Source organism: Cohnella boryungensis, assembly GCF_042651945.1.
In the GTDB taxonomy this organism is placed as follows: Bacteria; Bacillota; Bacilli; order Paenibacillales; family Paenibacillaceae; genus Cohnella; species Cohnella boryungensis.
The window spans coordinates 53,282-76,953 of sequence record NZ_JBHSED010000002.1 but is presented as its reverse complement, the minus strand read 5'-3'; the positions used below and the strand labels follow the sequence as shown (position 1 = coordinate 76,953).

16 protein-coding genes and 1 pseudogene are annotated in these 23,672 nt (G+C 49.4%); 12 read left to right on the top strand and 5 right to left on the bottom strand.

The genetic code is table 11. From position 1 onward, the window contains the following. Positions 1–123 precede the first annotated feature (123 nt). From ACFO1S_RS00865 to ACFO1S_RS00855, 3 genes and pseudogenes are all read left to right on the top strand, one after another. Entirely contained in the window at positions 124–825 is a 702-nt protein-coding gene (locus ACFO1S_RS00865; RefSeq protein WP_378126080.1) for a response regulator transcription factor, read from the top strand. Positions 826–840: 15 nt separating this feature from the next. Next, a pseudogene (locus ACFO1S_RS00860) lies at positions 841–1,872 on the top strand (RCC1 domain-containing protein); the annotation flags it as partial. A gap of 93 nt (positions 1,873–1,965) precedes the next feature. Next, positions 1,966–3,936, top strand: coding sequence for an invasin domain 3-containing protein (locus tag ACFO1S_RS00855; RefSeq protein WP_378126079.1), 1,971 nt, complete (start codon positions 1,966–1,968; stop codon positions 3,934–3,936). Positions 3,937–4,039: 103 nt separating this feature from the next. Here the strand turns inward: ACFO1S_RS00855 and ACFO1S_RS00850 are convergent, their stop codons facing one another. The 3 genes from ACFO1S_RS00850 to ACFO1S_RS00840 all read right to left on the bottom strand — a co-directional run bounded on the left by ACFO1S_RS00850 (position 4,040) and on the right by ACFO1S_RS00840 (position 8,351). Then, the gene (locus ACFO1S_RS00850; RefSeq protein WP_204603993.1) at positions 4,040–5,002 is read right to left on the bottom strand and encodes an NAD(P)-dependent alcohol dehydrogenase; all 963 of its coding nucleotides are present in this window, start codon (positions 5,000–5,002) and stop codon (positions 4,040–4,042) included. Positions 5,003–5,018: 16 nt separating this feature from the next. Then, positions 5,019–5,726, bottom strand: a complete 708-nt coding sequence (locus ACFO1S_RS00845) for a DUF4386 family protein (protein ID WP_204603994.1) — start codon at positions 5,724–5,726, stop codon at positions 5,019–5,021. A gap of 81 nt (positions 5,727–5,807) precedes the next feature. Continuing rightward, the gene (locus ACFO1S_RS00840) at positions 5,808–8,351 is read right to left on the bottom strand and encodes a winged helix-turn-helix domain-containing protein (RefSeq protein ID WP_378126048.1); all 2,544 of its coding nucleotides are present in this window, start codon (positions 8,349–8,351) and stop codon (positions 5,808–5,810) included. 1,163 nt (positions 8,352–9,514) lie between these two features. On the opposite strand from ACFO1S_RS00840, the gene ACFO1S_RS00835 reads away from it, so the two are divergent. The 6 genes from ACFO1S_RS00835 (at position 9,515) to ACFO1S_RS00810 (ending at position 17,682) form a co-directional block, all read left to right on the top strand. After that, a complete protein-coding gene (locus tag ACFO1S_RS00835; protein ID WP_204603996.1) occupies positions 9,515–10,234 on the top strand; it encodes a toxin regulator in 720 nt (239 codons plus the stop codon). Between the two features lie 498 nt (positions 10,235–10,732). Next, on the top strand, positions 10,733–10,891 hold the full coding sequence (locus ACFO1S_RS00830) for a hypothetical protein (protein WP_204604109.1): 159 nt from the start codon (positions 10,733–10,735) through the stop codon (positions 10,889–10,891). A 460-nt stretch (positions 10,892–11,351) separates the two neighbouring features. After that, the gene (locus tag ACFO1S_RS00825; protein ID WP_204603998.1) at positions 11,352–12,101 is read left to right on the top strand and encodes a hypothetical protein; all 750 of its coding nucleotides are present in this window, start codon (positions 11,352–11,354) and stop codon (positions 12,099–12,101) included. Positions 12,102–12,138: 37 nt separating this feature from the next. Further along, positions 12,139–12,705: a hypothetical protein gene (locus ACFO1S_RS00820; RefSeq protein WP_204603999.1), complete on the top strand. Its 567-nt coding sequence runs from the start codon at positions 12,139–12,141 to the stop codon at positions 12,703–12,705. A 62-nt stretch (positions 12,706–12,767) separates the two neighbouring features. Continuing rightward, positions 12,768–13,226, top strand: coding sequence for an SMI1/KNR4 family protein (locus ACFO1S_RS00815; protein WP_204604000.1), 459 nt, complete (start codon positions 12,768–12,770; stop codon positions 13,224–13,226). A 292-nt stretch (positions 13,227–13,518) separates the two neighbouring features. After that, the gene (locus ACFO1S_RS00810; RefSeq protein ID WP_204604001.1) at positions 13,519–17,682 is read left to right on the top strand and encodes an S-layer homology domain-containing protein; all 4,164 of its coding nucleotides are present in this window, start codon (positions 13,519–13,521) and stop codon (positions 17,680–17,682) included. A 91-nt stretch (positions 17,683–17,773) separates the two neighbouring features. Here the strand turns inward: ACFO1S_RS00810 and ACFO1S_RS00805 are convergent, their stop codons facing one another. Both ACFO1S_RS00805 and ACFO1S_RS00800 read right to left on the bottom strand, forming a co-directional pair. Then, the gene (locus ACFO1S_RS00805; protein ID WP_204604002.1) at positions 17,774–18,871 is read right to left on the bottom strand and encodes an FkbM family methyltransferase; all 1,098 of its coding nucleotides are present in this window, start codon (positions 18,869–18,871) and stop codon (positions 17,774–17,776) included. A 350-nt stretch (positions 18,872–19,221) separates the two neighbouring features. Next, positions 19,222–20,172, bottom strand: coding sequence for a helix-turn-helix transcriptional regulator (locus tag ACFO1S_RS00800; RefSeq protein WP_204604003.1), 951 nt, complete (start codon positions 20,170–20,172; stop codon positions 19,222–19,224). Between the two features lie 100 nt (positions 20,173–20,272). Here ACFO1S_RS00800 and ACFO1S_RS00795 point away from each other — a divergent pair, with 100 nt between their 5' ends. The 3 genes from ACFO1S_RS00795 to ACFO1S_RS00785 all read left to right on the top strand — a co-directional run bounded on the left by ACFO1S_RS00795 (position 20,273) and on the right by ACFO1S_RS00785 (position 23,630). Then, complete coding sequence (locus ACFO1S_RS00795; RefSeq protein WP_204604004.1) at positions 20,273–20,737, top strand: VOC family protein; 465 nt, start codon at positions 20,273–20,275, stop codon at positions 20,735–20,737. Positions 20,738–20,820: 83 nt separating this feature from the next. After that, entirely contained in the window at positions 20,821–21,402 is a 582-nt protein-coding gene (locus ACFO1S_RS00790) for a YdeI/OmpD-associated family protein (RefSeq protein ID WP_204604100.1), read from the top strand. Between the two features lie 260 nt (positions 21,403–21,662). Beyond that, positions 21,663–23,630 carry a serine hydrolase gene (locus tag ACFO1S_RS00785; RefSeq protein WP_204604005.1) on the top strand — a complete coding sequence of 656 codons (1,968 nt, stop codon included), beginning with the start codon at positions 21,663–21,665 and terminating at the stop codon, positions 23,628–23,630. Positions 23,631–23,672: the final 42 nt, after the last annotated feature.

Here is a 23,672-nt window from a genome sequence, read left to right as displayed (position 1 = left end):
TTCTCTTAATCTACTCTTAAACTGGCGTAGCTAGGATGTACATTGTGCCGCGTCATTTTCAGAGGGAATACCACAATAAATGTAGGATGAAGACGATATCGGAGTGAAGGGTAGGTGCTTAAAATGTCGGACGGGCACATCATGATCGTTGAAGATGAACGGGATATTCGGGAGCTGCTGCGGTTGTGCGTGGAGAGCAGCGGATTTCGCGTGACGACAGCTGGTAGCGTGAGAGAGGCACAAGCTTTACTCGGCAATGAATTGCCTAATCTGGCTCTGCTGGATATTAATCTTCCGGACGGAGACGGAATGAGCCTGTGCGCTGAAATCCGCAACCGCTCGGATATCCCCGTCATTCTGATTACTTGCAGGAAGGAAGGCGGCGATATCGTAGCCGGCTTGGAGGGAGGGGCAAACGATTATATCGTCAAGCCTTTCGATGTCGACGTCGTGATCGCACGCATTCGGACACAGTTGCGCAGCTACGCTTATTGGAAGCAGTCGAATTATAAGAATAGATTGCGTAATCAGGAATTGAGCATCGATCTGGATAGCTGCGAAGTGACAGTTGGCGGACAGACGGTAGGATTATCGGCTAAGGAACGGCAGCTTCTCTTATTTTTGGCCGATCACCCCAATCAAGTGTTCAGCGCAAGCTTGCTATACGACAGAATTTGGGGGCTGGAAGGGACAAGCGAGGAGAACACGGTAAGCGTTCATATTCGCTATTTACGTAAAAAAATCGAATCCAATCCTTCGGAACCGAAGTATATTCAAACGGTTCGCGGCTTTGGCTACAAGTTTTGTTGGGTGGAAGACTACTAATCTGGAGGCAGAGCAGTGAAAAAGCTTATTTATAGTCTATTCATTATATTCATTGCGAATTCGTGGACAACTCCTTATCCAACCGTTAACGCGGCAGATGTACCCCAGTCCTCGTTGACCGTTCAGTCCATTTCTGCGGGGACTTATCATATGTTGGCCTTGATGAGTGACGGAACGGTTATGTCTTGGGGCCGGAATATTAGCGGACAACTGGGAGTAGGGGGTACGGGTAACCGGGGGTACGCTTCGGCGGTCAAAGACGGGAACGGACAGCTTTTGTCTGATGTTGTAGCTGTTTCGGCGGCCTCACAGCATTCGCTCGCGCTCAAGCGTGACGGTACGGTTTACTCTTGGGGAGAAAACAACATGGGTCAGATTGGACGCACGGGTAACGCAAACGTGGCCATGAAAATAGCCGGGTTTAACAACAGCAAAATAATTCAAATTTCGACGAGCGACTCTCACTCGCTTGCACTTGACGAGGATGGAGGCGTCTGGGCTTGGGGAAGCAATATCATGGGGCAAGTCGGGAATGGAACCCAATCCTCGAAGATAGCGACTCCCGTTCAAACAATGGCGTCTTCTACGGATAAACTTTACGGGATAACAGCTGTAGCGGCAGGTCAATTCCATTCTCTTGCGCTGACCTCGACCGGTGAAGTGTTGGCTTGGGGAATGAATACCAACGGCCAATTGGGAAACGGATCGCAAGCTAATAGATCGTATCCCGTGTCCGTAATCGATGGAGACGGATCCGGGAATTTGACTGGAGTGAAGCAAATATCGGCTAAAGGCTATAACTCGCTCGCCCTCAAGGAGGATGGTGTATTATGGGCCTGGGGAGATAATTACAGCGGGCAGTTGGGGAGAGGCGATTTTCAGATGGCGACCAGCGCACGACCGGTCGTATCAGAGGACGGCAGCTCTTTCGGAAATGTCAAGCTGATGGCCGCGGGGTTTCTGCACAACGTGGCGGTAAAAAACGACGGTACGTTGTGGACGTGGGGCTCCAACCGAAATGACTCAAGCGGATCGTTCCAATATCAATTGGGCAGAGAATGGGACCAGCCTGCTATACCCATACCGGGTCAAGTTACGGATAGCGAAGACGGAACGCCGGTTACCGACATTGTATTGGCGGTGGCGGGCAATGCACATACAAGCATTTTGCGGGCCGACGGCTCCGTATGGAGTGTAGGCAGTAACTTTTCTAATGCATTGGGAGGCAATCGAACGGAGACGGAGATCCGTAAGCTGGCGCAATTGACCTTCGGTACTCTTTCGAAAACGACATGGACAGCGGATACAGCCCGAACCACAAAGGCCGGCGATCCGATTCAGGTGTCGCTTCAGCTTGCGGATAGCGCAGGAACGGCTCTGGACATAGGCACCGATCGGGTGCAAATGGAGGCAAATAACGGAGTCGTCAGAACGGTAACTTATGCGAACGAGGGGAAATTCGTGGCGACGTTCGAGTCGGAGCGGGTAGGTGTAAGTGAAATAGCAGCTACGATTAATGGATTAAGGGTTTTGACTAAGCTTACTGTTCAAGTGGCCCCCGGGGCTCCAAGTGCCAGCGCTTCCTCATTTTATGCGGCTCCGACTTCGGTTACCGCTGACGGGACAAGTTCGTCTATTTTAACGCTAGAAATTAAAGATGCTTGGGGGAACGCAATGTCGTCTAGCGTGCCCAATGTGTCGCTTACCGCAACACGTGGAATTCTGGAGCCTTTAACAGAGCTTGCTTCCGGCAAGTATGAAGCACGGTTAACGTCCACCGAAGCAGGTAAATCTACTGTAAGTGTCGTTATTAACGGTGTTCCTCTAGGCCTTACAACTGAAGTAAACTTTCTGTCTAGCGATCCTGACGCGGCCAATTCCGTGCTGGAGCTTGAGCCTGACAGTCTGCCCGCCGATGGGGAGAGCAAAGCAGAGATCGTGTTGCATCTCTATGACAAATTTGGCAATGCGTTGACGCAAAGCGGTGGTGACGTGATTTTTGCAACGGATCTAGGCGAGATCGGGTCAGTTACGGAAACGGTATATGGGGTATATTCGACGCATATTACATCAATAACCCCAGGTAAGGCGACGGTTACAGCGATGCGGGACGGCTTGCTACTGGGAAAACAGGTTGAAGTGAGCTTCGTCCCAGTTGTTTCAAGGATCGTTTTTGATAAAAATCGCTACGAAGCTGTAGTCGGGACCAGCGTTGCAACGACAGTAACTGCCCATTATTGGAATGGAGAGACGAAGGACGTAACCGCGGATAGCGCTTATTCGGTATCGGATTCTTCGGTTGCAACAATCAGCGGCAATGGACTTGTAAGTGGACATAAAGCGGGCGAAGTGACGTTGACCGCACGATTCGGCGGAAGCGAAACAACCGTTCCCGTCGTTGTTGTAAGCAACACAGGTGGAGGAGAGGGTCCGGGAACAGATCCAGGGACAGGCCCGGGAACAAGCCCGGGAACAAATGTGAAGCCTGATCCAACGGACACGAATCCGAAGCCGGATAAACCCGTTCCCAAGCCAGATCCGGAGCAACCGGGATCAGGCACTAAGCAGCCAGTGACCTACGCAGATGTGGCCGGTCACTGGGCAGAAGCCTACATTAATCGGGCTTTAATTGATGGATGGGCGAGCGGCTATGCCAACAACAGCTTCCAGCCAAACCAAGAAATCACCCGCGCCGAGTTTGTGAAGCTGATTGTGAAAGCTTTGGGATATACGGATAGGGATGAGGATACGACGGTTTCATTTAAGGATGACAAGGATATTGGGGCTTGGGCGCGTCAATCTATCGCTTTGGCGGTAAAGCATAAGCTAATATCGGGTTTCGGCGATGGAAGCTTTCGCCCGAATGCTCTTATCTCTCGGGTGGAACTGACATCGGTAATTGTAAGAGCGTTGGGTTTAACGCAAGCTGCCGATTCGCCAACGAAGTTTGCAGACGATAAGGAGATTCCGGCATGGGCGAGGCCATTCGTAGTCTTGGCATCCGACCTTGGCATCGTACAAGGCCGTAAAGCTAATCTATTCGTGCCCAATGGCACGGCAACACGAGCGGAAGCGATTGTTCTCATTCAACGTATGCTGGAACGCAAATAATCCATTCTCCACTAAGGTTTATTCAGTGTCATGCTCAAAACGAAAAAGTGTTGGTACAGGGGTTATACCGGTACCAACACTTTTCGGTTTAAAATCTTTGACTTTAAAACTTAATAATCACGTTACCCTTTTTACGCTCGGTCTCGACATACCGCTGGGCATCCTGCATATGCTCCAGAGGATATCGACGATCGATCACGGCTTTCAGCGTTCCGTTTCTTGCGAGCTCCATGAGAAACATCAAATTCGCGTTGTTTTGCATAAGGCCGGCCGTTGCGAAAATAGCCCGTCTGCCTTTAACCAGGGAGGTCCGCACCATCTGCAAGATGCTAGACAGCTTGGGTACGGTAGTCAAATAAATTCCGTTGGCCGTAAGCACGCGCTTGCATGCCGAGAAGGAGCGTTTGCCTACAGCATCAAAAACGACATCATAGGTGTTGTCCGCCTTAGTGAAGTCTTCCCGGGTATAATCAATAATGTAATCCGCTCCTGCTTCTCTTACCAGTGCCTCGTTTCCGGCCGAGCAAACACCGGTTACTTCGGCGCCAAAGTATTTGGATAATTGCACGGCATAGATGCCGACGGCCCCCGAGGCACCGTTAATCAGCACTTTCTGTCCTTTCCGCAACTTGGCCTTATCTCTTAGAAACGTCAATGCGGTAGCCCCCCCGTCACAGATGCCGACGGCATCTTCAAAGGCGATGTTGTCCGGTATAACCGCAAGGGGGCTCTCTTCGGAGAGGCACTTATATTCGGCGTAAGCGCCGAAGTTTTTGACGCTCATCCCCAAAACGCGATCTCCCACTTTAAAATGCTTTACCTCTTTGCCGACGGCTTCGATCTCTCCGGCTAATTCGCATCCTCCGATCGCGAATTTCGGTCTGGATAGTCCGTATATCAGTTTAATGATAAACGGATCGCCCTTGCGAAAAGCGCAGTCCGACGGCCCTACCGAGGCAGCTTGGAGACGTATGAGTATTTCCTTGTCTCCAGGCGACGGTTTCGCGATTTCTTGCGGGACAATCACTTCCGGCGCACCATACGAGATTTGGACCATGGCTCTCATGGGTTTCTCCTCCTATTCAGTCGATTCCCGAAGCGATTCCGCTGGGCTTAGACGATGCGGCGCTGTAGTGACTGTGCAACAAGACGATGCCCACCCCGATAAACCATGCGATTGCACCTATTCCGAACACGTATCCTCCGTTGTAAAGCGCGGGGACAACCGTCAAGACCCCTGCTGCGCCGATGACAAGACCGGTGACGTTTAAGACCTTCGGAAGACGACCCGATTGCAGTGCAGCCCAGCTCACGAGCAATATCCATAATCCGCCCGGAAGCTCGATCACTCCGCCTAACCCTTTCTCCACGGCAGACAGCGATAACCACACCGTCACGGCTTGTTCCGGATCTTTTCCGTACAGATCGGCGATGATCCCCAGATCGTTGACGATGATCATGCCGCTGGAAATGACCGTGGCGACCCAGATCAACCCAAAAGCGGTGGTGATCAGCATCAATGAGGGTGAACCATGCTTAAGCCTTTCGTGTAGCGCGAGTGTCAGAGGAACCATAGACACGCCGGCAACCAAGTAGATAAGAAGGTGCCAGACGAACATCAACGTCTGATGATCCACCATGAATTTAACGTACTCTTCGGTTTCGGCATCCATGATCGGACTCAGGTATGAGAATACGAGCCCTATCCCCACGATATACGCGAATCCATTGATCAGCGCAGCAATGCCGCCAATAAGCGTCAAGTTGTTCAAGTTACGATTCGTAAACATCGGTACGATTCCTCCGCTTGCGCATTTTAAGAATAGTGTACCGACAACATCGCTTGACGCGAAGCTACTAAAGTATCGTTATTACTGCAACAAACCCAACTCGCGGGCCCGCGCCACCGCTTCGGTGCGCCGTCTGACTTGCAGCTTGCCGAAGATATTCTGGTTGTGCCCCTTGACGCTGCTCAATGCGAGATATAACCGCTTGCTGATTTCCTCGTTCGAGAGCCCTTGCGCGATAAGTCGCAGTACTTCGAGCTCGCGCTCGCTGAGGGGCTCGACGAACGGCCGGATCGTCTCCCAAAGCACCCCAGGCTTACCGCCGTTCTCCGCTTCGAACGCGGTCAATAGTTTGGCAACGTAGTCTGGGGATTGGCCACGATCGGCCGCTTCCAATAAAAGCTTCGCCATCGGCATCCCTTCGTCGACGAAGCTCCGGACGAATCCGCCGGGCTCCGCCATTGCAAGCGCCTCGCCGAGTTGACGAAGCGCCGACTTCTTGTCTCCGCTCGCTTGAAACGCGAGCGACCGCAAGATCGTTGCCTTCAGCCGTTCGTTCGCCCAACCTTTCGCTTCGGCTTGATCGATGAAGGGTTCGAGCGCGGCGAGCGCGGCAGATGCGTCGCCTAAGGCCAAGCTCACTCTGGCTTGGCTAAGCGGGAGTTCGTAAGAGCCGACAGCCGCTCGGGCTTCGTCCTCTTTGCCTTGCCGCAATAACGTCTCCGCTTGCACGGCGGCTATACTGGGCAGTTGCAACACAAACCGATGCAAGCGCGCGGTATGTCCGGCCTCGACAATCGTTGCTTGGGCACCGGATAGGTCTCCCCTTGCAAGCATCATACGCGCTTGGAACAGTTGGCAGGCAACGAACCGGTCCGTGTTCTCGATGAGCCGCGCCAAGCGCAGTGCGTGACGGGCCTGTTCCTCGGCGGCATCGTGGTCATTGCGTTCGTAGCTAATTCTCGCCAGGCCTAGCAGCGCCTCGCAGGCGACCGGAATCGGCGGTTCACCTGCGAGGCGAAGCACACCGCGGTACGTTTCTTCCGCGAGAGAGAGCTGATTGTCGTCTTCTTGCACGTTGCCAAGTCCGATTAAAGCCATGATATGGATGATATAGTGTCCAATCGCCCTGCTGATTGCGATCGCTTCCGTATACGCTTCGCCGGCCGCGGCGCGCTCTCCCCGTAACTGGTAGGCATATCCGAGCGACCATGTCGTCGCGGTGCGGATGGGCAGGTTGTTCGGACGCAAATAGTCCAGCGCGCGAAGAGACTGGGCGACGATTTCATCGGCTTGGTGCCGGGAAACGGCGATTGTTGCTCGGATAGTCGAGATATGCCCGATCAGATCGCGGATTTCCTCGTCCGGATCGCGGCTTTGAAGGATGGCCTCGGCGGCTTGTAGCTTCGGTTCGACATCGGTAGGCCCCGCTGCGAACAGCAGCGCGGAAGCGTACGTCACCCAGAGCGAAGGCGTCGCGTTCAGTGTCGCGGCCGGCAACGTAGCTAGCCATTTCAGCACGGGCCCTACGGAGCCGCGAAAAAGCAGCGGCACCCCGTTTCCTTCCAGAAGCCGAGCTGCGCGCGCAACGTCTTCCGCCGCTGCCGCATGGCGGAACGCATCAAGCTCAAAGCCGTTCTCTTCGTACCATTCGCTGGCGCGAAGATGCACTTCCGCCTCTTCTCCCGAGGAAGAGTCGCGCTTCAACCGTTGTCTCAGCGCTTCGGCGAACAGATGGTGATACCGATACCATTGGCGTTCGCTGTCTAGCGGGATGAGGAACAAGTTCATCCGTTCGAGCTGCTCTAGCGTACGCTGTCCGCAAGTTTCTTCTCGTCCGATGATCGTATCGCACAGCGGCCCGCTTAGGCGCTCAAGGACAGACGTGCGCAGCAAAAACGTCTGTACGTGATCCGGCTGTTGTTGCAGCACCTCTTCAATCAAATAATCCAGCACGTAAGGATGGTTGCCAGCGAACGAATGTAGGTAAGCCGCAGCGTTGGCGTGGTTTCGCAGCGAGAGCGCGGCGAGCTGCAAGCCGGCGATCCAGCCTTCGGTACGGGTTTCGAGAAGCGACACCTCGGTATCGGAGAGCTGCAAGCTCATCGATTCGTTCAGGAATTGCGCGGCCTCATCAGCCGTGAAGCGCAAGTCGTCGCTTCGAATCTCGGATAGCTGGTCACGGACGCGCAACCTCGCAAGCGGCAACGCAGGGTCTTGACGGGCTGTGATAATGAGATGGACCTGTGGCGGCATACGTTCGATGAGGAGCGTGATCGCGTGATCAACCGGTCCGGCATCGATCGAATGATAATCGTCAAGGACGAGTACGAACGAGCTCCGGACGGCGGAGATATCGTTGATCAGTGCCGACACGATCGACTCGGTCGGTGGCATCTGCGGAGACCGGAGCATGCTAAATACGCCTTCCCCGATATTCGTCGCGACTGTTCGCAATGCGGCGACCAAATAGTGAAGAAAACGTACAGGGTCGTTATCCCCTTCGTCCAGCGACAGCCAAGCGACTGGCCTGCCGCAACCGGCTGCCCATTCGGCGACGAGCGTCGTTTTGCCGAAGCCGGCCTGTGCGGAGACGAGAGTCAACTTGCCGCGTAACCCCTCGTTCATTCTTATGAATAATCTATGCCTGGGCACGACTTTGCGCATGGAAGGCGGCATGTATAACTTCGTAGATAGAATGGGTATTGTCATACTGTGATTATAAAATTACCAAAGATTAGCGTCAATCACAGCTCGCTCCGGCTCATTATGACTTATCTTAACCCCAATAGTATTTGCATCGGATAGCAAAGGCGATTTAGAAAGGATCGTGATTTCGACCTTGATTAAGCAGAAGCTAACGGTACTTCCAGCGTTGGTGTCATCGCTCTCAGGTCAGTTGCGGTTCGGTTAGACCTATTTAGTAACGATAGACATGCATTTTTTCGCGTTTTGTGAATAACATCATAAATGTTGCAACGTTCGTATTTACCTGATGCGCTCCAGCCGCCGCATGCCATGCCGGTTAATGCCACTATACGATGTTGTACTACTTTGCGGAGAGCTCGCAGTATCAAAAGTTCTAATCATTAGGGCAGGAGAAAGGGGCGCGATGATGAAAGGGTCAGGAATTCGTCAGGGAAAGAAAAGGATCACAGCGAAGATAAGAGGTTACTTGTTGGCGGTGGCTGTCATTGTGTCGTTAATGGCATTCGGATCTTCCGCATTTGCCGGATTAGATTCGTCCAACAACAGCCAACAGATCGTGTCTTATGACACGAACGGCGGCTCAATAATTTACTCTGAATCGGTACCGTTCGGAGGTACAGTGGTGTTATTAGCGCGGACATCGAGCATACCGAAATTACTTTTAAAACACGCCGTAAGGGCCATCCTACAAAGGATGGCCCTTAACACGGAAAAAGGTTAGGAGTCTCATTACCGATCAAGTTGCGCATATATTATCGTACTGCCGGCAACGATCCACTGCTGACGAATGTAGAGGCCTTTTCGTTATTTCTGGATCGACCGATGGAATGGTTCTTTATTGTAACATTATCACGAATGACATCAACGATTGTTTAAATTTGTAGAAATATGGATGACAAGATAGGTGTGCAGGGGTATTATTACATCGGGAGCTTATTTACAATACTATACTCCCATAATGGAAGATTTCCATAATAAACCAAGCGAGCTTGCTTCCCAAAGGCGGCTCGCTATTTGTATCTCGGAGAAATCCGCCTAACATCGTGTTATAAGATTTCTAATCAGTAAAGGGGTATAAGAACATGAAAAAGCTATCTCTTATTGGTATTGCACTTATTCTAACTGTAAGTATGTCCGCTTGCTCTAGTGGTTCCAATGATGAATATCAAAAGGCTTTAGAAGACAATGCCAAACTGCAAAGTGAATATCAAAAGACATTGGATGACAATGCCAAGCTTAAAAGTGATTCACAAAAAACGATGGAGGAATTAGAAACGGCAAAAAAGCGCATTGATGAATTCTCTGTGCTTGAGGCTAAATATAAAAATTTGTCAGAAGCTGAAGTTGATGCTCAACAAGCTGCAAATGATTTGAAAGCTGAACAAGATAGACAAGCTAAAGAACAATTACTAGCTCAAGAAAAAGAAGAGGCTGCTGCTGAAGCTGCTAGGAAACTGGCTAAGGCAGAAGCGGATGAAAAGAAAGGTTATGAAACAGGAATTACATTCAAGCAGTTGGCGCGGACGCCTGATGACTATGAAGGAAAGAAGGTCAAGTTTTCAGGCAAAGTGCTTCAAGTTGTGGAGGGTGATTCTGAAGTAAATCTTAGAGTTGCGGTCAATAGCAATTATAACAATGTAATATATGTCTACTATCCTTCATCATTAACAAAAGTTAGAGTGCTAGAGGATGATAATGTTAACTTGTATGGGGTATCAGAAGGTCTTTATACATACAAGTCAACAATGGGCGGGAATATCACGATCCCTTTGATAAAGGTTGAAAAAATTGATATAAAATAAGCCGAATACGAACCAATTGCAGCCGCTCGCTTCCATTCACAGAAGCTGAGCGGTAATTCTATGAGCCCAGCAACTGTGCTGAAGATGCGAAGAATCGATTGGTACTTCCCTGAGATGGACACTCAGGTCCACGAATTTTTGAAAGGAGAAGCAAAGGTGAACTTCGTCGATAGCCCCGTTAAGCCGAAGCTTACCACAAGTAAAACGAATAACTTAGCAAATACAGATTATGAATCCTATCCCTAGAGGGGTTAAAACTCCAGGCAGAAATATTGCATTGAAATCGAATGCCCCAACAGAGGAGGTCTTAAAGTCCTAAAGCGACGAAGAGAAACCCTCTTTTTTATGCGGAAGAGGATCGGCCGCATCCCCAGAATTCAGGTAAAAAGTCAGTGGATTCAAGAAAATCGATCTTTATAATGGAGATAAGCCTCATGTTACATAGGGTTAATAGATTGGGTATGAACGAATAACACCTGTGGTTTGAGGAGGATACCTATGGGAAGATCATTTGCTAATTTGCATATCAAGTCGAATAACCATGAGAAGACGGTTGAAGCACTTAGAGAGCTGAGCGAAGGGCATGCCAAAGTGATCGGCAGAGATGAGACTCAAGAGAACAAAGTGGTCATGTACGTATGCCAAAGCAACGCATAAGCAAGCGCAATTTCATCCTACCAACTTTGCGTTAAAGTTAATCTTTACCTGGGTTGCTCGTTGCATCATGTTCGGCGGTATGGTGGAGCTTCAAAACAGAAAAGCTTATAACCGTCTCTTGCATGGCGTTTCTTCTACCCGCCATCTTCCAGCTCGCGGCCGCTTTCCGGATCGGCCCCGGCAAGGCGAAGTCGCTGATCGTGTTCGGCTGCATAAATCTTGTGTTCACTGTCCTTGTGGGTGCGGCTGTCTGGTATCTAGCCCAATTGGCCAATTCATACAAAAGAGGCAAATGACCGCAGCATTCCATGAAGTAAATTCGAGCCGACAGCGACAGTCTCGATAGGTTGCGAGAATCGAAGTCTCAAAGCAGATATGACCATCTGCGCGGAGTGCAGACCCGGTTCATTTCAAACTGAGCTATGCTTATTGATCGTTTCTGGTAACAGGAGGAGCATTTATGTACATCGTATCTCGGCCAAGACCGCTATCTGAAGGCCAAAACCAAGCACTTTCGAAGGTAGACGCCACTGTGTATCCACCAGGTTACCTCCGGTTTTTGCGGCGATTCGGCCAAGGGACGTACAGAGGGTGGATGAATGTTCAGTTTCCGGATACGGAGGTGCTTAAACCTTTTGCCGAGTACGGGTTATGGGAGCATGAGGAAGATAGCCCTATAACTGAGCAACAGATCGGCGAGTGTATCGTTATAGGTACAACGGTGGACGGTGATTTTCTGGCAGTTCATCCCCAGACGGCTGGGCTGCTCTGGCTGCCTCGGCATGCGGAGCACGTAAAGGCGGTTTCCCTGCAGGTACCGGAGCAGGAAGACGAAGGGATGTACGCCTTGGTGCTGAACGAAGTTTATCGTCAGGTGTATGGGACCAGTCAAGAGGAGGTCGTCTATTATGAGCCGTGGACGGGCACTCGGAGCCATCTCTTTTTGCGTTTGCCGCAAGGGCAGGACAAGCTTTCGCTGCCCGATCTTGCCGGAATGTGCCAAGCGGATTTTCCGCCGGATTTGTCCATTGAAACCCGATATGCTTGCTTCCTGTTCTACCGTCAACTAGGTGGCTATGTACGATTGAATTATGCCTACCAGCAAGAGGTGGCCGTCATCTATGAACAGGATGCACAACGGGCGTTTGCCGTTATGGAGCAGTGGCTCTTGTCGAAAGGGTGCGAAGCGATTGCGGAAAATAACAGATGAGCCGGGCGCTCCTTAAGTGTGGGAGAGGGAGGCATGCATGAAACTAGTTTTTACTCTGGATACGCATGGAACGTGTGTGGGTCAATTGAGAGATGAGCTGCTGCCGTTAGAGGAATTAGCAAATACATGGAAGTTTCCCTATGATATCTTTTTTGTATTGCGTGTTTTACCTGAAAGCTACGGTCGAAAAACATTCAGACGTTTTGATAGCAGGGATCATACCCTCGAATTAGATATCCGCATAAGCTACGAGCAGTACCAACGGATGTCCAAGCATGAGCAACGTGAGATGTTAGGTATTCATCTTTGGAACTATCTGTCAGAGTCAGTTGCAAAATATAATAAGCATGGAGATAAGAAAACCCAAGGTCATCTACTGGACCTGGTGAAAGAATGGATGCTTGAAAACAATTGGCTAAATGGAAAAATAAATCAAGCACGGATACTTCTTTCACAGGACATGGAACTCTATGAAGTCAGCCAAAAATTGCAGATGCGATTAGAAGAAATTGAGTATATCTTTCTCCGCATGAATGACTATGAGCCAACTGACGTTCATCCTGACAACATTGTAGCAGGAAAAGCGCCGCCATATCATTTGTAGAAGGCAGGAGAGACATCCATAACCTACAATAAACCCATGTATAGGGAGAGAGGATCGAACTCATGTATGAACGTTTGGCAGAAAAACTGAAAACGACTTCCGCTTTAAAATGGTTTCCTGGTCATGGTGCGGAAGAGAACTGGATAGCGGAAGTCGAAGAGGAATTAGGATTCCGCCTGCCGCCATCTTATCGCTGGTGGCTGGTTCATTTCGGTAATGCCCAGTTGAGTGGCGGGAATATTCTGGCGATCGCTCCTCCGGAACACAGAGACTATTACGACGGAGACCTTCTTTACATACACAGACTGAATAAAGCCGAGGAATGGTGGGTAAGTCGGTTTCCCCATAGACTGGACTTGTTCGTACCGGATAGCGACGAGCTTTATTTTTTTGATACGTCTACTAGAGATAAACAGGGAGAATTTCCGATCATGTGTTATGATCTCATGAATGATATGATCGACCAGTATGCTTCAACATTTGCGGAGTTTCTAGAACGGCTGATTGACGAGCGTTCTTAGATAATAATTCCTTCTCGTTCGATAGCCATGCTCTCCTGCGAATTCCACTTGTTAAAATGCTGTATCTCAATAATCTCACTAAGGCGCATAACATTGAAGGGCGGCACAGGGATAACCTGTGATCGCCTTTTTTGTTCTTCAGCTTGATGGCGGATAGGCTGCCGTTTATTGCAAAATGCTTATCTTCAATTGTATCCATCTTAAGCTACTTTTCTTTCATTGTTCTTTCATAGCCTTATGATAAGATCCCCTTCTAGGAACTTCGACAAAATCAGGATGAGGATCAAGGAGAGTGTACATATTGTTATCGCTTAGAAGATGGAAAAGCGCTCGCCTTGCTGTGGCGTTCGTCATGTTGTTCAGCTTGATCGTTCCCTTCAATCTCCATTCAGCAGATGCTGCGGACAAAGGGAATGGAAGTAGAGAGATCGTGCAAATCGCCGGGGGAAATTCGCATTCACTGGCACTGAAAGCGGATGGCACCGTTGTGGCATGGGGAGGCAATAATCAAAGTCAAAGTACGGTTCCGGCGGGACTCGCCGATGTGGTGTCGATCGCAGCAGGATTCGAGCATTCGCTGGCACTGAAAGCGGATGGCACCGTTGTGGCATGGGGATACAATGTAGATGGTCGAAGTACCGTTCCGGCGGGACTCGTCGATGCGGTGTCGATCGCAGCAGGATCCGAGCATTCGCTGGCACTGAAAGCGGATGGCACCGTTGTGGCATGGGGAGACAATGATATTGGTCAAATTACCGTTCCGGGGGGACTCGCCGATGTGATATCGATTGCCGCTGGAGCCTATCATTCGCTTGCGCTGAGATCGGACGGTACCGTAGTTGCATGGGGAGGAATCAACAACAGCGGTGAACGGAGCGTACCGGCGGGACTCGCCGATGTGGTGTCGATTGCGGCCGGACACGTTCATTCTCTTGCGCTGAAAGCGGATGGCACCGTTGTGGCATGGGGACACAATGGAAACGGTCGAAGTACCGTTCCGGCGGGGCTCACCGATGTGGTGTCGATTGCCGCGGGAAATGACTTCTCGCTTGCGCTGAAAGCGGATGGCACCGCTGTGGCATGGGGAGGCAACGATAATGGTCAAAGTACCGTTCCGGGGGGACTCGCCGATGTGATGTCGATTGCTGTCGGAACCACGCATTCGCTTGCACTGCAATCGGACGGCACCATCATCGCATGGGGAAGAAACCATAGTGGACAAACGACCATACCAGCGGCTCAATCTTTACCCGTCAAAGGCAACCGGATTACCGCAGGCCTGTTTTATTCGCTGGCGTTAAGATCGGATGGCAGGGTCGTCGGATGGGGAGGAGGTGTCGCGAATCAGATTCCAGGGGGACTCACCGGAGTAGCGGCGATTGCCGCTGGAACCTATCATTCGCTTGCGCTGAGATCGGACGGTACTGTCGTTGGATGGGGACAGGACGTTTATGGTCAAGCTTCCCCGCCGGCAGGGCTGGGCAGCGTGGCGGCAATCGCCGCGGGACAAAATCATTCACTCGCGTTGAAAGCGGATGGTACCGTTGTAGGATGGGGAAACAACAGTTATGGTCAAAGGATCGCCCCGGCGGGACTCGCGGACGTGGTGTCGATCGCCACGGGACGAGAACATTCACTCGCGCTCCAATCTGACGGCACTGTCGCCGGATGGGGACTAAACACTTATGGTCAAGCTTCCCCGCCGGCAGGGCTGGGCAGCGTGGCGGCAATCGCCGCCTCCAACAACCATTCACTCGCATTGAAATCGGATGGCACCGTGGTTGGATGGGGACAGAATAATTATAATCAGATTAGCGTGCCTGCAGGACTGACCGGCGTGGTGTCGATCGCCACGGGGGAAAGCCATTCACTCGCGCTGAGATCAGACGGCACCGTCGTCGCCTGGGGAACCAATGCTTATGGCCAGACATCCGTGCCGGCAGGACTTAGCGGAGTCGTGGCAATCGCCGCCGGAGGGTACCACTCCCTCGCGCTCAAAGCTGATGGTACCGTCGTTGGATGGGGACGCAACGATGGTAGTCAAGCAACTACGCGCGGCAATGACAATCTACTGGCTTTAACGCTTCAAGAGGGAGACTTCAACGAATCCTTTCAAGCCTCCGACACTACCTATACGGCTTACTTTAAGGATTCCTTGCCGAATAGCGCAAGTCTCACGGCGACGCTTAACAATGCGCCTCAAGCAGACTTGTATGTCAATCATGAATGGGTCGCGAGCGGCAGCGCCGCAACGATTAACGTACCGGGAGCGCCGACCAGCTTCGACATCCCCGTTCGCGTCGAGCCGTATTTGAAGCCTAGTAAAACGTACACGGTTACGTTAGCGATCGATGAGACTAAACCGAGTGTACTGTTCGGCACCAATGGTCGGACCACGGCGGCGACCAGCGCATCCAGTGTGATTACGGTAAGCGATACGGAAAGCGGTGTCGATTCCGCTTCCTTGCAATATGCATGGACGCAGAGTGCGGCTGTTCCGGCCGGCGGATGGACAGCCTTCGACGATGGAGACACGCTAAGTCAAACAAGCGGCGACGGCAACTGGTACTTGCACGTTCGAGCCAGCGACAAAGTCGGCAATATCGTCGATGCGGTTTCCAATCCCTTTGTACTGGATAACACAGCGCCGACTGTAACGGTTTCTACCTCAGCAGGGGGGACGGTAAACGCCGATTTTCCGGTGACCATCGTCTTTAGCGAAAGCGTCAGCGGTTTTACCGAAGATGACCTGGCGATCGGGAATGGAACGGTGTCGAACCTGGTGTCGGTGAATCCTGCGACGTATACGGCTACCGTAAGCCCAACGACGAGCGGTCAGGCCGTGACGGTAGTGGTGTCGGCAGGAGCAGTGACGGATACAGTAGGAATTCCCAATACAGCATCCAACACGTTGAACGTGCTGTACGACACGACCAAGCCGACCGTGACATTCGGCGGATTCACAGACAATCAACGGTTCATCGCCCCGCCTGCGACGGTTACGGTTTCCGTTAGCGAAGCTGTGTATTGGATCGCAGGCGGAACTCCGCTGACTTCAGCCAATGCGTTGCCGCTGATCGGCATGCAGAAGGACGGACAGGCATTCACGGCCTATACGCCAAGCTATGAAGAGCTTTCCCGAACATTTACTTTAAGTTTTAACGACACTCTGGAAGATGGAGATTACGAGGTGCTTGTTGCCGGGAACGCAGTGAGGAATGTCTTTCAAAATACGCTTGACGCAGCAAGCGCGAGCTTTGCGGTCGCTGCACCCGTGATTACGGAGATCTTCTCTACTCCAACAAGCTTGCCTAGCACGGGAGGCAGCACTGTCGCGACGATATCGGGCACGAACCTGATCGGGCAGACGGTAAACGTATATGTGGACGGAGTCATGGCTGCCACAGCGAGCGTGAACAGTGCCACAAGCGCAGAAGCCATCGTCTCTCTACCGGCTAACGGGACCCAAACCGCTAGAAATCATAGGTTAACCGTCTATCTTAATGGTGCAGAGGTTACAGCCCACTCTTCTACGGTTACAGTGGGCGCGGCGCCAACGCCATCGTCATCAGCGCCATCGGCAGCCCGATCCAGTCAAGCGGATCTAGCTAAATTAAATGTATCCATGTCCGGTAAAGCACTGGAATTATCGCCTGCATTCACGCCGGGGACTACGGAGTACGCAGCAGTGACGGAAGCTGAGCAGGTAGAACTGCAATTGACTTCCGATCATGCCAAGGCGATTGTCAAGCTACTCGGCGAACGCATCGATGGAACAACGAACGTTCCATTGTCGATAGGGGCCAACGTACTGGCGATAACGGTTCAGGCAGAGGATGGAACGATCAAAAAGTATACCGTAACGATTAATCGCGTAGTTAAGAACGACAATAGCTCTTCCCCTTCTCGGGCATGTCCGTTTACGGATATAGAGAATCACTGGGCAAAATCCAGCATTTGCGAAGCGGCAAGTCGGGCAATCGTGGAAGGCGTGAGTAAGCATAGCTTTGAGCCTAATCGCTACGTCACGCGCACAGAGTTCGCCGTTATGCTTCAGCGGGCTCTCGGTATCCCTACCCGAATGGAGACAAGCGATGTATCTTTCAACGATAAGGGGAGCATCCCCGAGTGGGCTCGACCTGCGATTCGGACGGCCGTTGCCGAAGGCATTCTCGCCGGGTATCCCGATGGCACGTTACGGCCGATGCAGACGGTAACCCGGTCGGAAATGGCCGCGATGGTCTCGAAGGCCATGAAATGGAAGGCCGACAGAGCGGCAAGCCCATTCTTCTCCGATGATACGAGCATTCCAGCCTGGGCTAAACCTTATGTCGAAGCTGCCCGCGAGCACGGAATTCTGTCAGGGCAGGCGGGCAATCGATTCGTGCCGGATGGATTAACGACGAGAGCCGAAGCGGCCGTCGCTCTATTCCGTTTGTGGAATACATTACGCTGAGCAACTGTTTGTTGCCTTGTATCTGAACGACCTATATAACGGGGAAATAATCCTGTTATATAGGTTTTCTTGTTGTGGAAAGCCTTACGCTTTAGGGTAACGCATACATCACCGTTACAGAAGTATAATTACTATAGTGACGCAAATAAATTTTGTAATCCGGGTTTATCTGCCATAAATATCTGGGTATTTCACATACGCTTTCATAATTACTTACGATACTTGCAATCTTCGGTCTATGTTTAGTTATAATTTTTTCCGATCCTTTTATTGCTGATAATTCATTACCACTATTGCCATACTTCATAAATGTTATATTTTCGTCCCTTAATACTTCATCAAGCTTGACTATTGGAACTTCAATTGTTCCGTTGTCTGCAATTTGTGAAACAAGCCCCAAGGTACTGAATTTGATAATGGCATCTTGTTCGCCACAACCCTTACTCGAAATAGTTACATTTCTATACTTTTTCAAATTATCAACTGTTAATTCAAAAAAGTCCGGCTCAGGTTCAAACACATGTATTTTTGAATAATTTCCATCGCACCAATCTACAAAGTCTCTGGTAGTATTTCCATCTTTAGCGCCTACATCTACAAATACCTCGGAGTCGCTTGGGATAAGTTCAGATATTGAAAAATATCTTTTTTCCCCACTTAACTCATATAATCGTTTAGCTTCAGGAATTACGACACGTCCACTGAGAATTTGTGCCAGCTCTTTCCCAGCCTCTACAAGTAAACAGTGATTTGAAATTCCGTTATCTTCTAAATGTTTAATAATTTCATGTTTACTGTAAACAGGGGTTATTACAATCGGTATATTATCAGAATTATATTTACTCAAATATTCAGCAAGTGTAATGATGGGAACACCAAGAAAAAGCTCACCGCGATCAATTGCTTTATAAGTGTCTAAAAATGCATGGATTTTTATCCCATTTGTATTCAACTCTTCAAATGTTAATCTTCCCTCATCTCCGGCGCCATAAATGACGACCCCTGTGGAAGAAACTTTTTTTAGGAAAACCTCCCGTTTTTCTAGATATTGATTATACTCAGCCTCACCGGAAAATTCTTCAGCATATACAGAACGTGAAAGGTGAAATTTTAGGCAATCAATCGAGATAGTATCGCCACGTTCTTTGAAGTGCCTTGTGAGCCTTGCTATTAATTCTTCCTCCACCATAGGTATAGACCTCCAAAAATTCGCTACAATTTTCTTTGATGTATGGGCGACTATACTCTGAAAATTTTTCTCTTTAGGTGGACATTCCCCAGGGAATCATAAATACTTTCTGAATCTTCAAAAAATTATAATGCTGCATTAGAAGCACTTGCTTTTCAGAAGTAGAATTTGATCTAAATGTACCAATCAAAAAAATAGGCTTCAAGTACATTTGTGTAAAAAATAGCGCAGCAAAGTATTAAGAAAAACAAATATAAGGGGTAAGCTCTTCTCCGGCCGATTTTATGGTTACCAATCACCGTGAATTTTGAGCCCCCCCATATTAAAGAGTATTTAATTGAAAAAGCAGTTCAGCAATCAATTTCATCGGAGGCATCCATGCTTGGAGATGAACGGTAATTATCCATCATTTCAGTTAAATAATTTCGAAAGTCATCCCTATAGGCTTCCGGTTCTACTATCTGTAGATTCGTACCGAAGCTCGCCAAAAACCGGAATCCTATACTGTTTTGAGGGACATATATTGTTGCTAATAAATAGTCGGGACTATAATTCTCAATACTCTTTCGACCATACCTTTCAATGAATTGATCTTTAATGCTTGGCGTAATCAATGCTTTGATAGCGACTGCTTCCGGCTGATAGGTTGCGTCGCGTTCCTGCGCTAATAGACCATCTCTAGGGTTAAATGTTTTTTCGTCCATATTAAGATGATCGATCCGAGACAATTTAAACGTTCTATATCTCATACGATGTAAACAGAAGCCTTTCAGATACCAGCTTGATTCGCTAAAATGAAGCTGGTAGGGCTCGACAATTCTATTTGTCGCGGCTCCATTTTTATCTATATAATCGAATGAAACTAACCTTCTCATGGATATGGCATCCTGACATGTCTTCAAGGTTTGAACGATCTCGGACCGTCCCTTCCAATCATAAAATGACACTTGAATTGAACTAACCAGAGGCAATGGACTAACCATTGCTTCTATTTTTTTTATCGTCATTTTAACTTCTTCGCTAATTAGGATTTGTTCCAATCCATTCAATGCAGTTAATATGTTCACTAAGTCGGAGTTGCTTAAAAGTCGTTTATCAACCTTGTATTCGTTCATAATACCGTAGCCGCCATTAACTCCAGTGATGGAATAAATAGGGATGCTGGATAAGCTCAGTGTTTCCATATCGCGAAGAATCGTTCTTTTGGAAACGTTAAATAGATGCGCGAATTCTGTTGTTGAGACGATATCTTTTTTCAGTAAAATCATGATTATAGAAATAAGTCTCTCAACCTTGTCCATGTTTCTCCTCTTTTCCCCTACTTTATCTTCGAATGGTGACATATAGTTGTCACCTTTTATGCATTATACTTCATGTATCTCAAGAAGGGGGTATTAACTTATGTCGGCTATTGTCTATTTGAACTTTGATGGAATTGCAGAACAAGCGATTGAATTTTATTCGGAGGCGTTTAACGCAAACGACGTGAAGAAAGTGAAATTTAAGGATATTCCTCAAGATCCAAACTATCCATTGCCGGATAATGAGTTGAATATGATCATGGAGTGTGCAATCGAATTCGCAGGCGGGAAAATCATGATGTCGGATCTTTTGTCTTCCATGAAGGCGGTAACAGGTGAATTGGTGCAAGGGAACAACCTATTGATTAGTCTTGTCTTTGATGATAAACAAAAAATGGAGGAATACTTTAACAATTTGTCCGTAGGCGGCAAGGTTACAATGCCGTTATCCAATTGGCCGTGGTCTTCGTGCTTCGGCATGCTGGTTGATAAGTTCGGGGTTACTTGGAAATTCAATAGCGATGCAGACTTGTTTCTTGATAAAGTCATTTCCAGCAAAAAGTAAATCGTTAAAAAATGGTCTTGCAATCGAAGGCCATTTTTTAATGTTTAGTATATAGACTACCCTAGGAGATGGGAATGATAGCTATGGAAATCGATAATTTAATTCCGGCAAAATCGAGAGAAGATCTAATGAATTGGCTGCAAAACAACGGTAAGAATGCAAAGTCTTGCTGGGTATTGGTTAGTATGACGCCCACCCCTGATACATTGTTATATTTGGACGCGGTCGAAGGGGCTTTGTGCTACGGATGGATCGATGGCTTTAAAAAGAAATATTCAGAAACAGCGATAGCTCAGAGGCTGTCGCCTAGAAGTAAAAAAAGCTCATGGACTGAATTGAATAAAGAACGTGTTCGGCGTCTCGAAAAGCTGGGATTAATGAGAGACGAGGGAAGAAGGGTTCTCCCTGATATGGATCACAATTCTTTTAGAATAGATGAAGTGATCGAGCAGAGGCTGAAAGAAGAGAAGCAGGTATACGAAAATTTTATGGCATTCCCGGATCTTTACAAAAGGGTTCGGATCGATACGATACAGAGCGTTAAGAATCAGCCGGAATTGTATAGGAGCAGATTAGACAAGTTTATAACAAACACCAGAGAAAATAAAATATACGGTCAATGGAATGATAAAGGACGCCTACTGGATGATTACGCGTTAAGCTGAACCTTATCACAAGTAGGGCGGAATCATAGAGCCTATTGAAGAGGCTTCGTAATTCATCCCATTACATTAGCCATTCTTCCATATTGTACAATTTCCGAAAAATATTTAACTACATATTGTGAATGATTACCACTTTTCTTTGCGCGATCGCGCAATACAAATGCGTGAGCTCCCCGCGTTTCCACCCCTTCCTACGGATTTCAGATCGGGTCCCGGATGATAGCATAGGAGTACAACAATTCATCAAAGGAGAGTCGAACTTGAAAAAAATATTCCTGCTCTTGTTCGTTGCCATACTATGGATTCCAACATCGGCGATGGCAGCGGATATACCCGCCAACCCTTCAGCCGTCAAGCTAGACAAGACCGATGTCGCAATGTTCGCTAAACAATTTTTTCAACAAAAGGAAGTAAAGGATCAATTGGCCGGCGCCGTCCTCGTCGTCGTCAAAGACGGGCAAATTGTCCTGAACGAAGGGTATGGCTATGCCGACATAGCAGCCAAGAAGCCGGTCGACGCCGATAAAACCCTTTTCCGCATCGCTTCCGTATCCAAGTTATTTACGTCGGTTGGCATTATGCAGCTGGCCGAAGCCGGCAAGATCGATTTGGACCAAGACGTGCAAGCTTATTTGCCGGATCTTCAAATTCCGAATAAAACCGACTATCCGTTAACGTTAAAGCATCTGATGACCCATACGAGCGGGTTCGACATTGCGGACACCGTCAGCTCCGGTTCGGATGCGCCCTATACGCTAGATCAGTTTTTAAAAGACGCGGTCCCGACGGTCGTGCGCAAACCGGGCGAAACGTTCAGCTACGACAACTACGGCTTTTCTTTGCAAGGATACATTATCGAGAAAGTATCGGGCATGCCCTTTCAGGATTACATGGCCAAGAATTTGTTCCAGCCTCTCGGAATGAAGAACAGTACCTTCATCTTCGGCGACGAGGTAAGAAAAGCGATCGCGACTCCCCATGACAACACGCTAATGCCAGTGGAGCAATATCCGAACGTACCCGACAGCGCACCGGAAGGCGGCATGTTTACTACGGGAGCCGACATGGCGAAGTTCCTCCTTGCGATGCTGAACGGCGGCCAAGCCGACAACGCTCGTATTCTGAAAGAAGCGTCCGTAAGAGCCATGGAGAACAAGAGCGTCACGATTCATCCGGACATTCCGGGCATAGGCTATGCCCTCGAAACCAACTACCCCAAAGACTACAACGGCTATACGGTCGTGGAGAAAGGCGGCGATTTGTCGGGTTTTCATTCGAATCTGTGGCTGCTGCCCGATCAGAACGCCGGAATGTTCCTCGGCCTGAACAGCGACAAGGGTAATTTGCGCGAAACTTTCTTCGAACAGTTCATGAACCGTTATTTCCCGGCAACGGGCGATGGGCCGACTTTCGTAAGCCCCGAACCGACCAAGCAGCAATTGCGCCGCTTCGAGGGAATGTACCGTCATATGCGCACCCCCGCATTCCGCTATGATATTTCGGCGGTGGACGGCGCATTGATTGTAGAGGATGTATACGGCAAACATACTTTGCGGCAAGCAAGCGACCTGTTATTCTACGACGAAGAGGGAACTCCCGCCGGGTTTAAGACGGATGCGGAAGGTAACATTCTCTACTTCTCTTACAACCTGCTCGACAGTTGGGCGGAGAAGCTTCCCGAGCCGCCGAAATTCAAGGATGTTCCCGAGAATCACCCTTATGCCAAGTATATCTACCCCTTGGTTCAATTAGGCGCCATCAAGGGCGACGCAGCCGACTTCGAACCGGCCGAGCCGATTTCCAGAGGCCAGTTCATTGCTCAGATCATGCCGTTAACCGGCTTTCAGCTTTCTAATCGCCCCTCTTCGTTTACCGATACGGGAGGAAGCCCGTATGAAGCGGCGATCCAGACGGCTTACGAGTTCGGTATCATTCAAGGGCAGCCAGGCGGCAAGTTCGGTACCGACAAGCTGTTAACCCGCGAGCAAGCGGCTACCTTCATCTGGCGGTTGGCCAAACTCGGACTGGGTGCGGCTCCGGTGCGAGCAGAGCTGCAAGGCTCCGTCTCTTCCTGGGCATCCGAAGGGGTTCAATATGTTGTCGGACGGCAACTGTTCGGCCCCGACGTGCAGCCGTCGACCGGTCCGGTGGACTACAGGCCGAAAGATAACATGCTGAATCAGGAAGCAGCCGCGTTGATTTATTTATTCCTTCAGAAGCTTTTATAGAAACTCATTGAAAGGAGCAGGCGATTCGAGACGGATCGCTTG

What these genes read in the sequence shown, in the direction of transcription:
- ACFO1S_RS00865 (WP_378126080.1), top strand. Translation starts at nt 124, where the DNA reads ATGTCGGACGGGCACATCATGATCGTTGAAGATGAACGGGATATTCGG.
- ACFO1S_RS00850 (WP_204603993.1), bottom strand. Translation starts at nt 5,002, where the DNA reads ATGAGAGCCATGGTCCAAATCTCGTATGGTGCGCCGGAAGTGATTGTC.
- ACFO1S_RS00845 (WP_204603994.1), bottom strand. Translation starts at nt 5,726, where the DNA reads ATGTTTACGAATCGTAACTTGAACAACTTGACGCTTATTGGCGGCATT.
- ACFO1S_RS00840 (WP_378126048.1), bottom strand. Translation starts at nt 8,351, where the DNA reads ATGAACGAGGGGTTACGCGGCAAGTTGACTCTCGTCTCCGCACAGGCC.
- ACFO1S_RS00835 (WP_204603996.1), top strand. Translation starts at nt 9,515, where the DNA reads ATGAAAAAGCTATCTCTTATTGGTATTGCACTTATTCTAACTGTAAGT.
- ACFO1S_RS00830 (WP_204604109.1), top strand. Translation starts at nt 10,733, where the DNA reads ATGGGAAGATCATTTGCTAATTTGCATATCAAGTCGAATAACCATGAG.
- ACFO1S_RS00825 (WP_204603998.1), top strand. Translation starts at nt 11,352, where the DNA reads ATGTACATCGTATCTCGGCCAAGACCGCTATCTGAAGGCCAAAACCAA.
- ACFO1S_RS00820 (WP_204603999.1), top strand. Translation starts at nt 12,139, where the DNA reads ATGAAACTAGTTTTTACTCTGGATACGCATGGAACGTGTGTGGGTCAA.
- ACFO1S_RS00815 (WP_204604000.1), top strand. Translation starts at nt 12,768, where the DNA reads ATGTATGAACGTTTGGCAGAAAAACTGAAAACGACTTCCGCTTTAAAA.
- ACFO1S_RS00805 (WP_204604002.1), bottom strand. Translation starts at nt 18,871, where the DNA reads ATGGTGGAGGAAGAATTAATAGCAAGGCTCACAAGGCACTTCAAAGAA.
- ACFO1S_RS00800 (WP_204604003.1), bottom strand. Translation starts at nt 20,172, where the DNA reads ATGGACAAGGTTGAGAGACTTATTTCTATAATCATGATTTTACTGAAA.
- ACFO1S_RS00795 (WP_204604004.1), top strand. Translation starts at nt 20,273, where the DNA reads ATGTCGGCTATTGTCTATTTGAACTTTGATGGAATTGCAGAACAAGCG.
- ACFO1S_RS00790 (WP_204604100.1), top strand. Translation starts at nt 20,821, where the DNA reads ATGGAAATCGATAATTTAATTCCGGCAAAATCGAGAGAAGATCTAATG.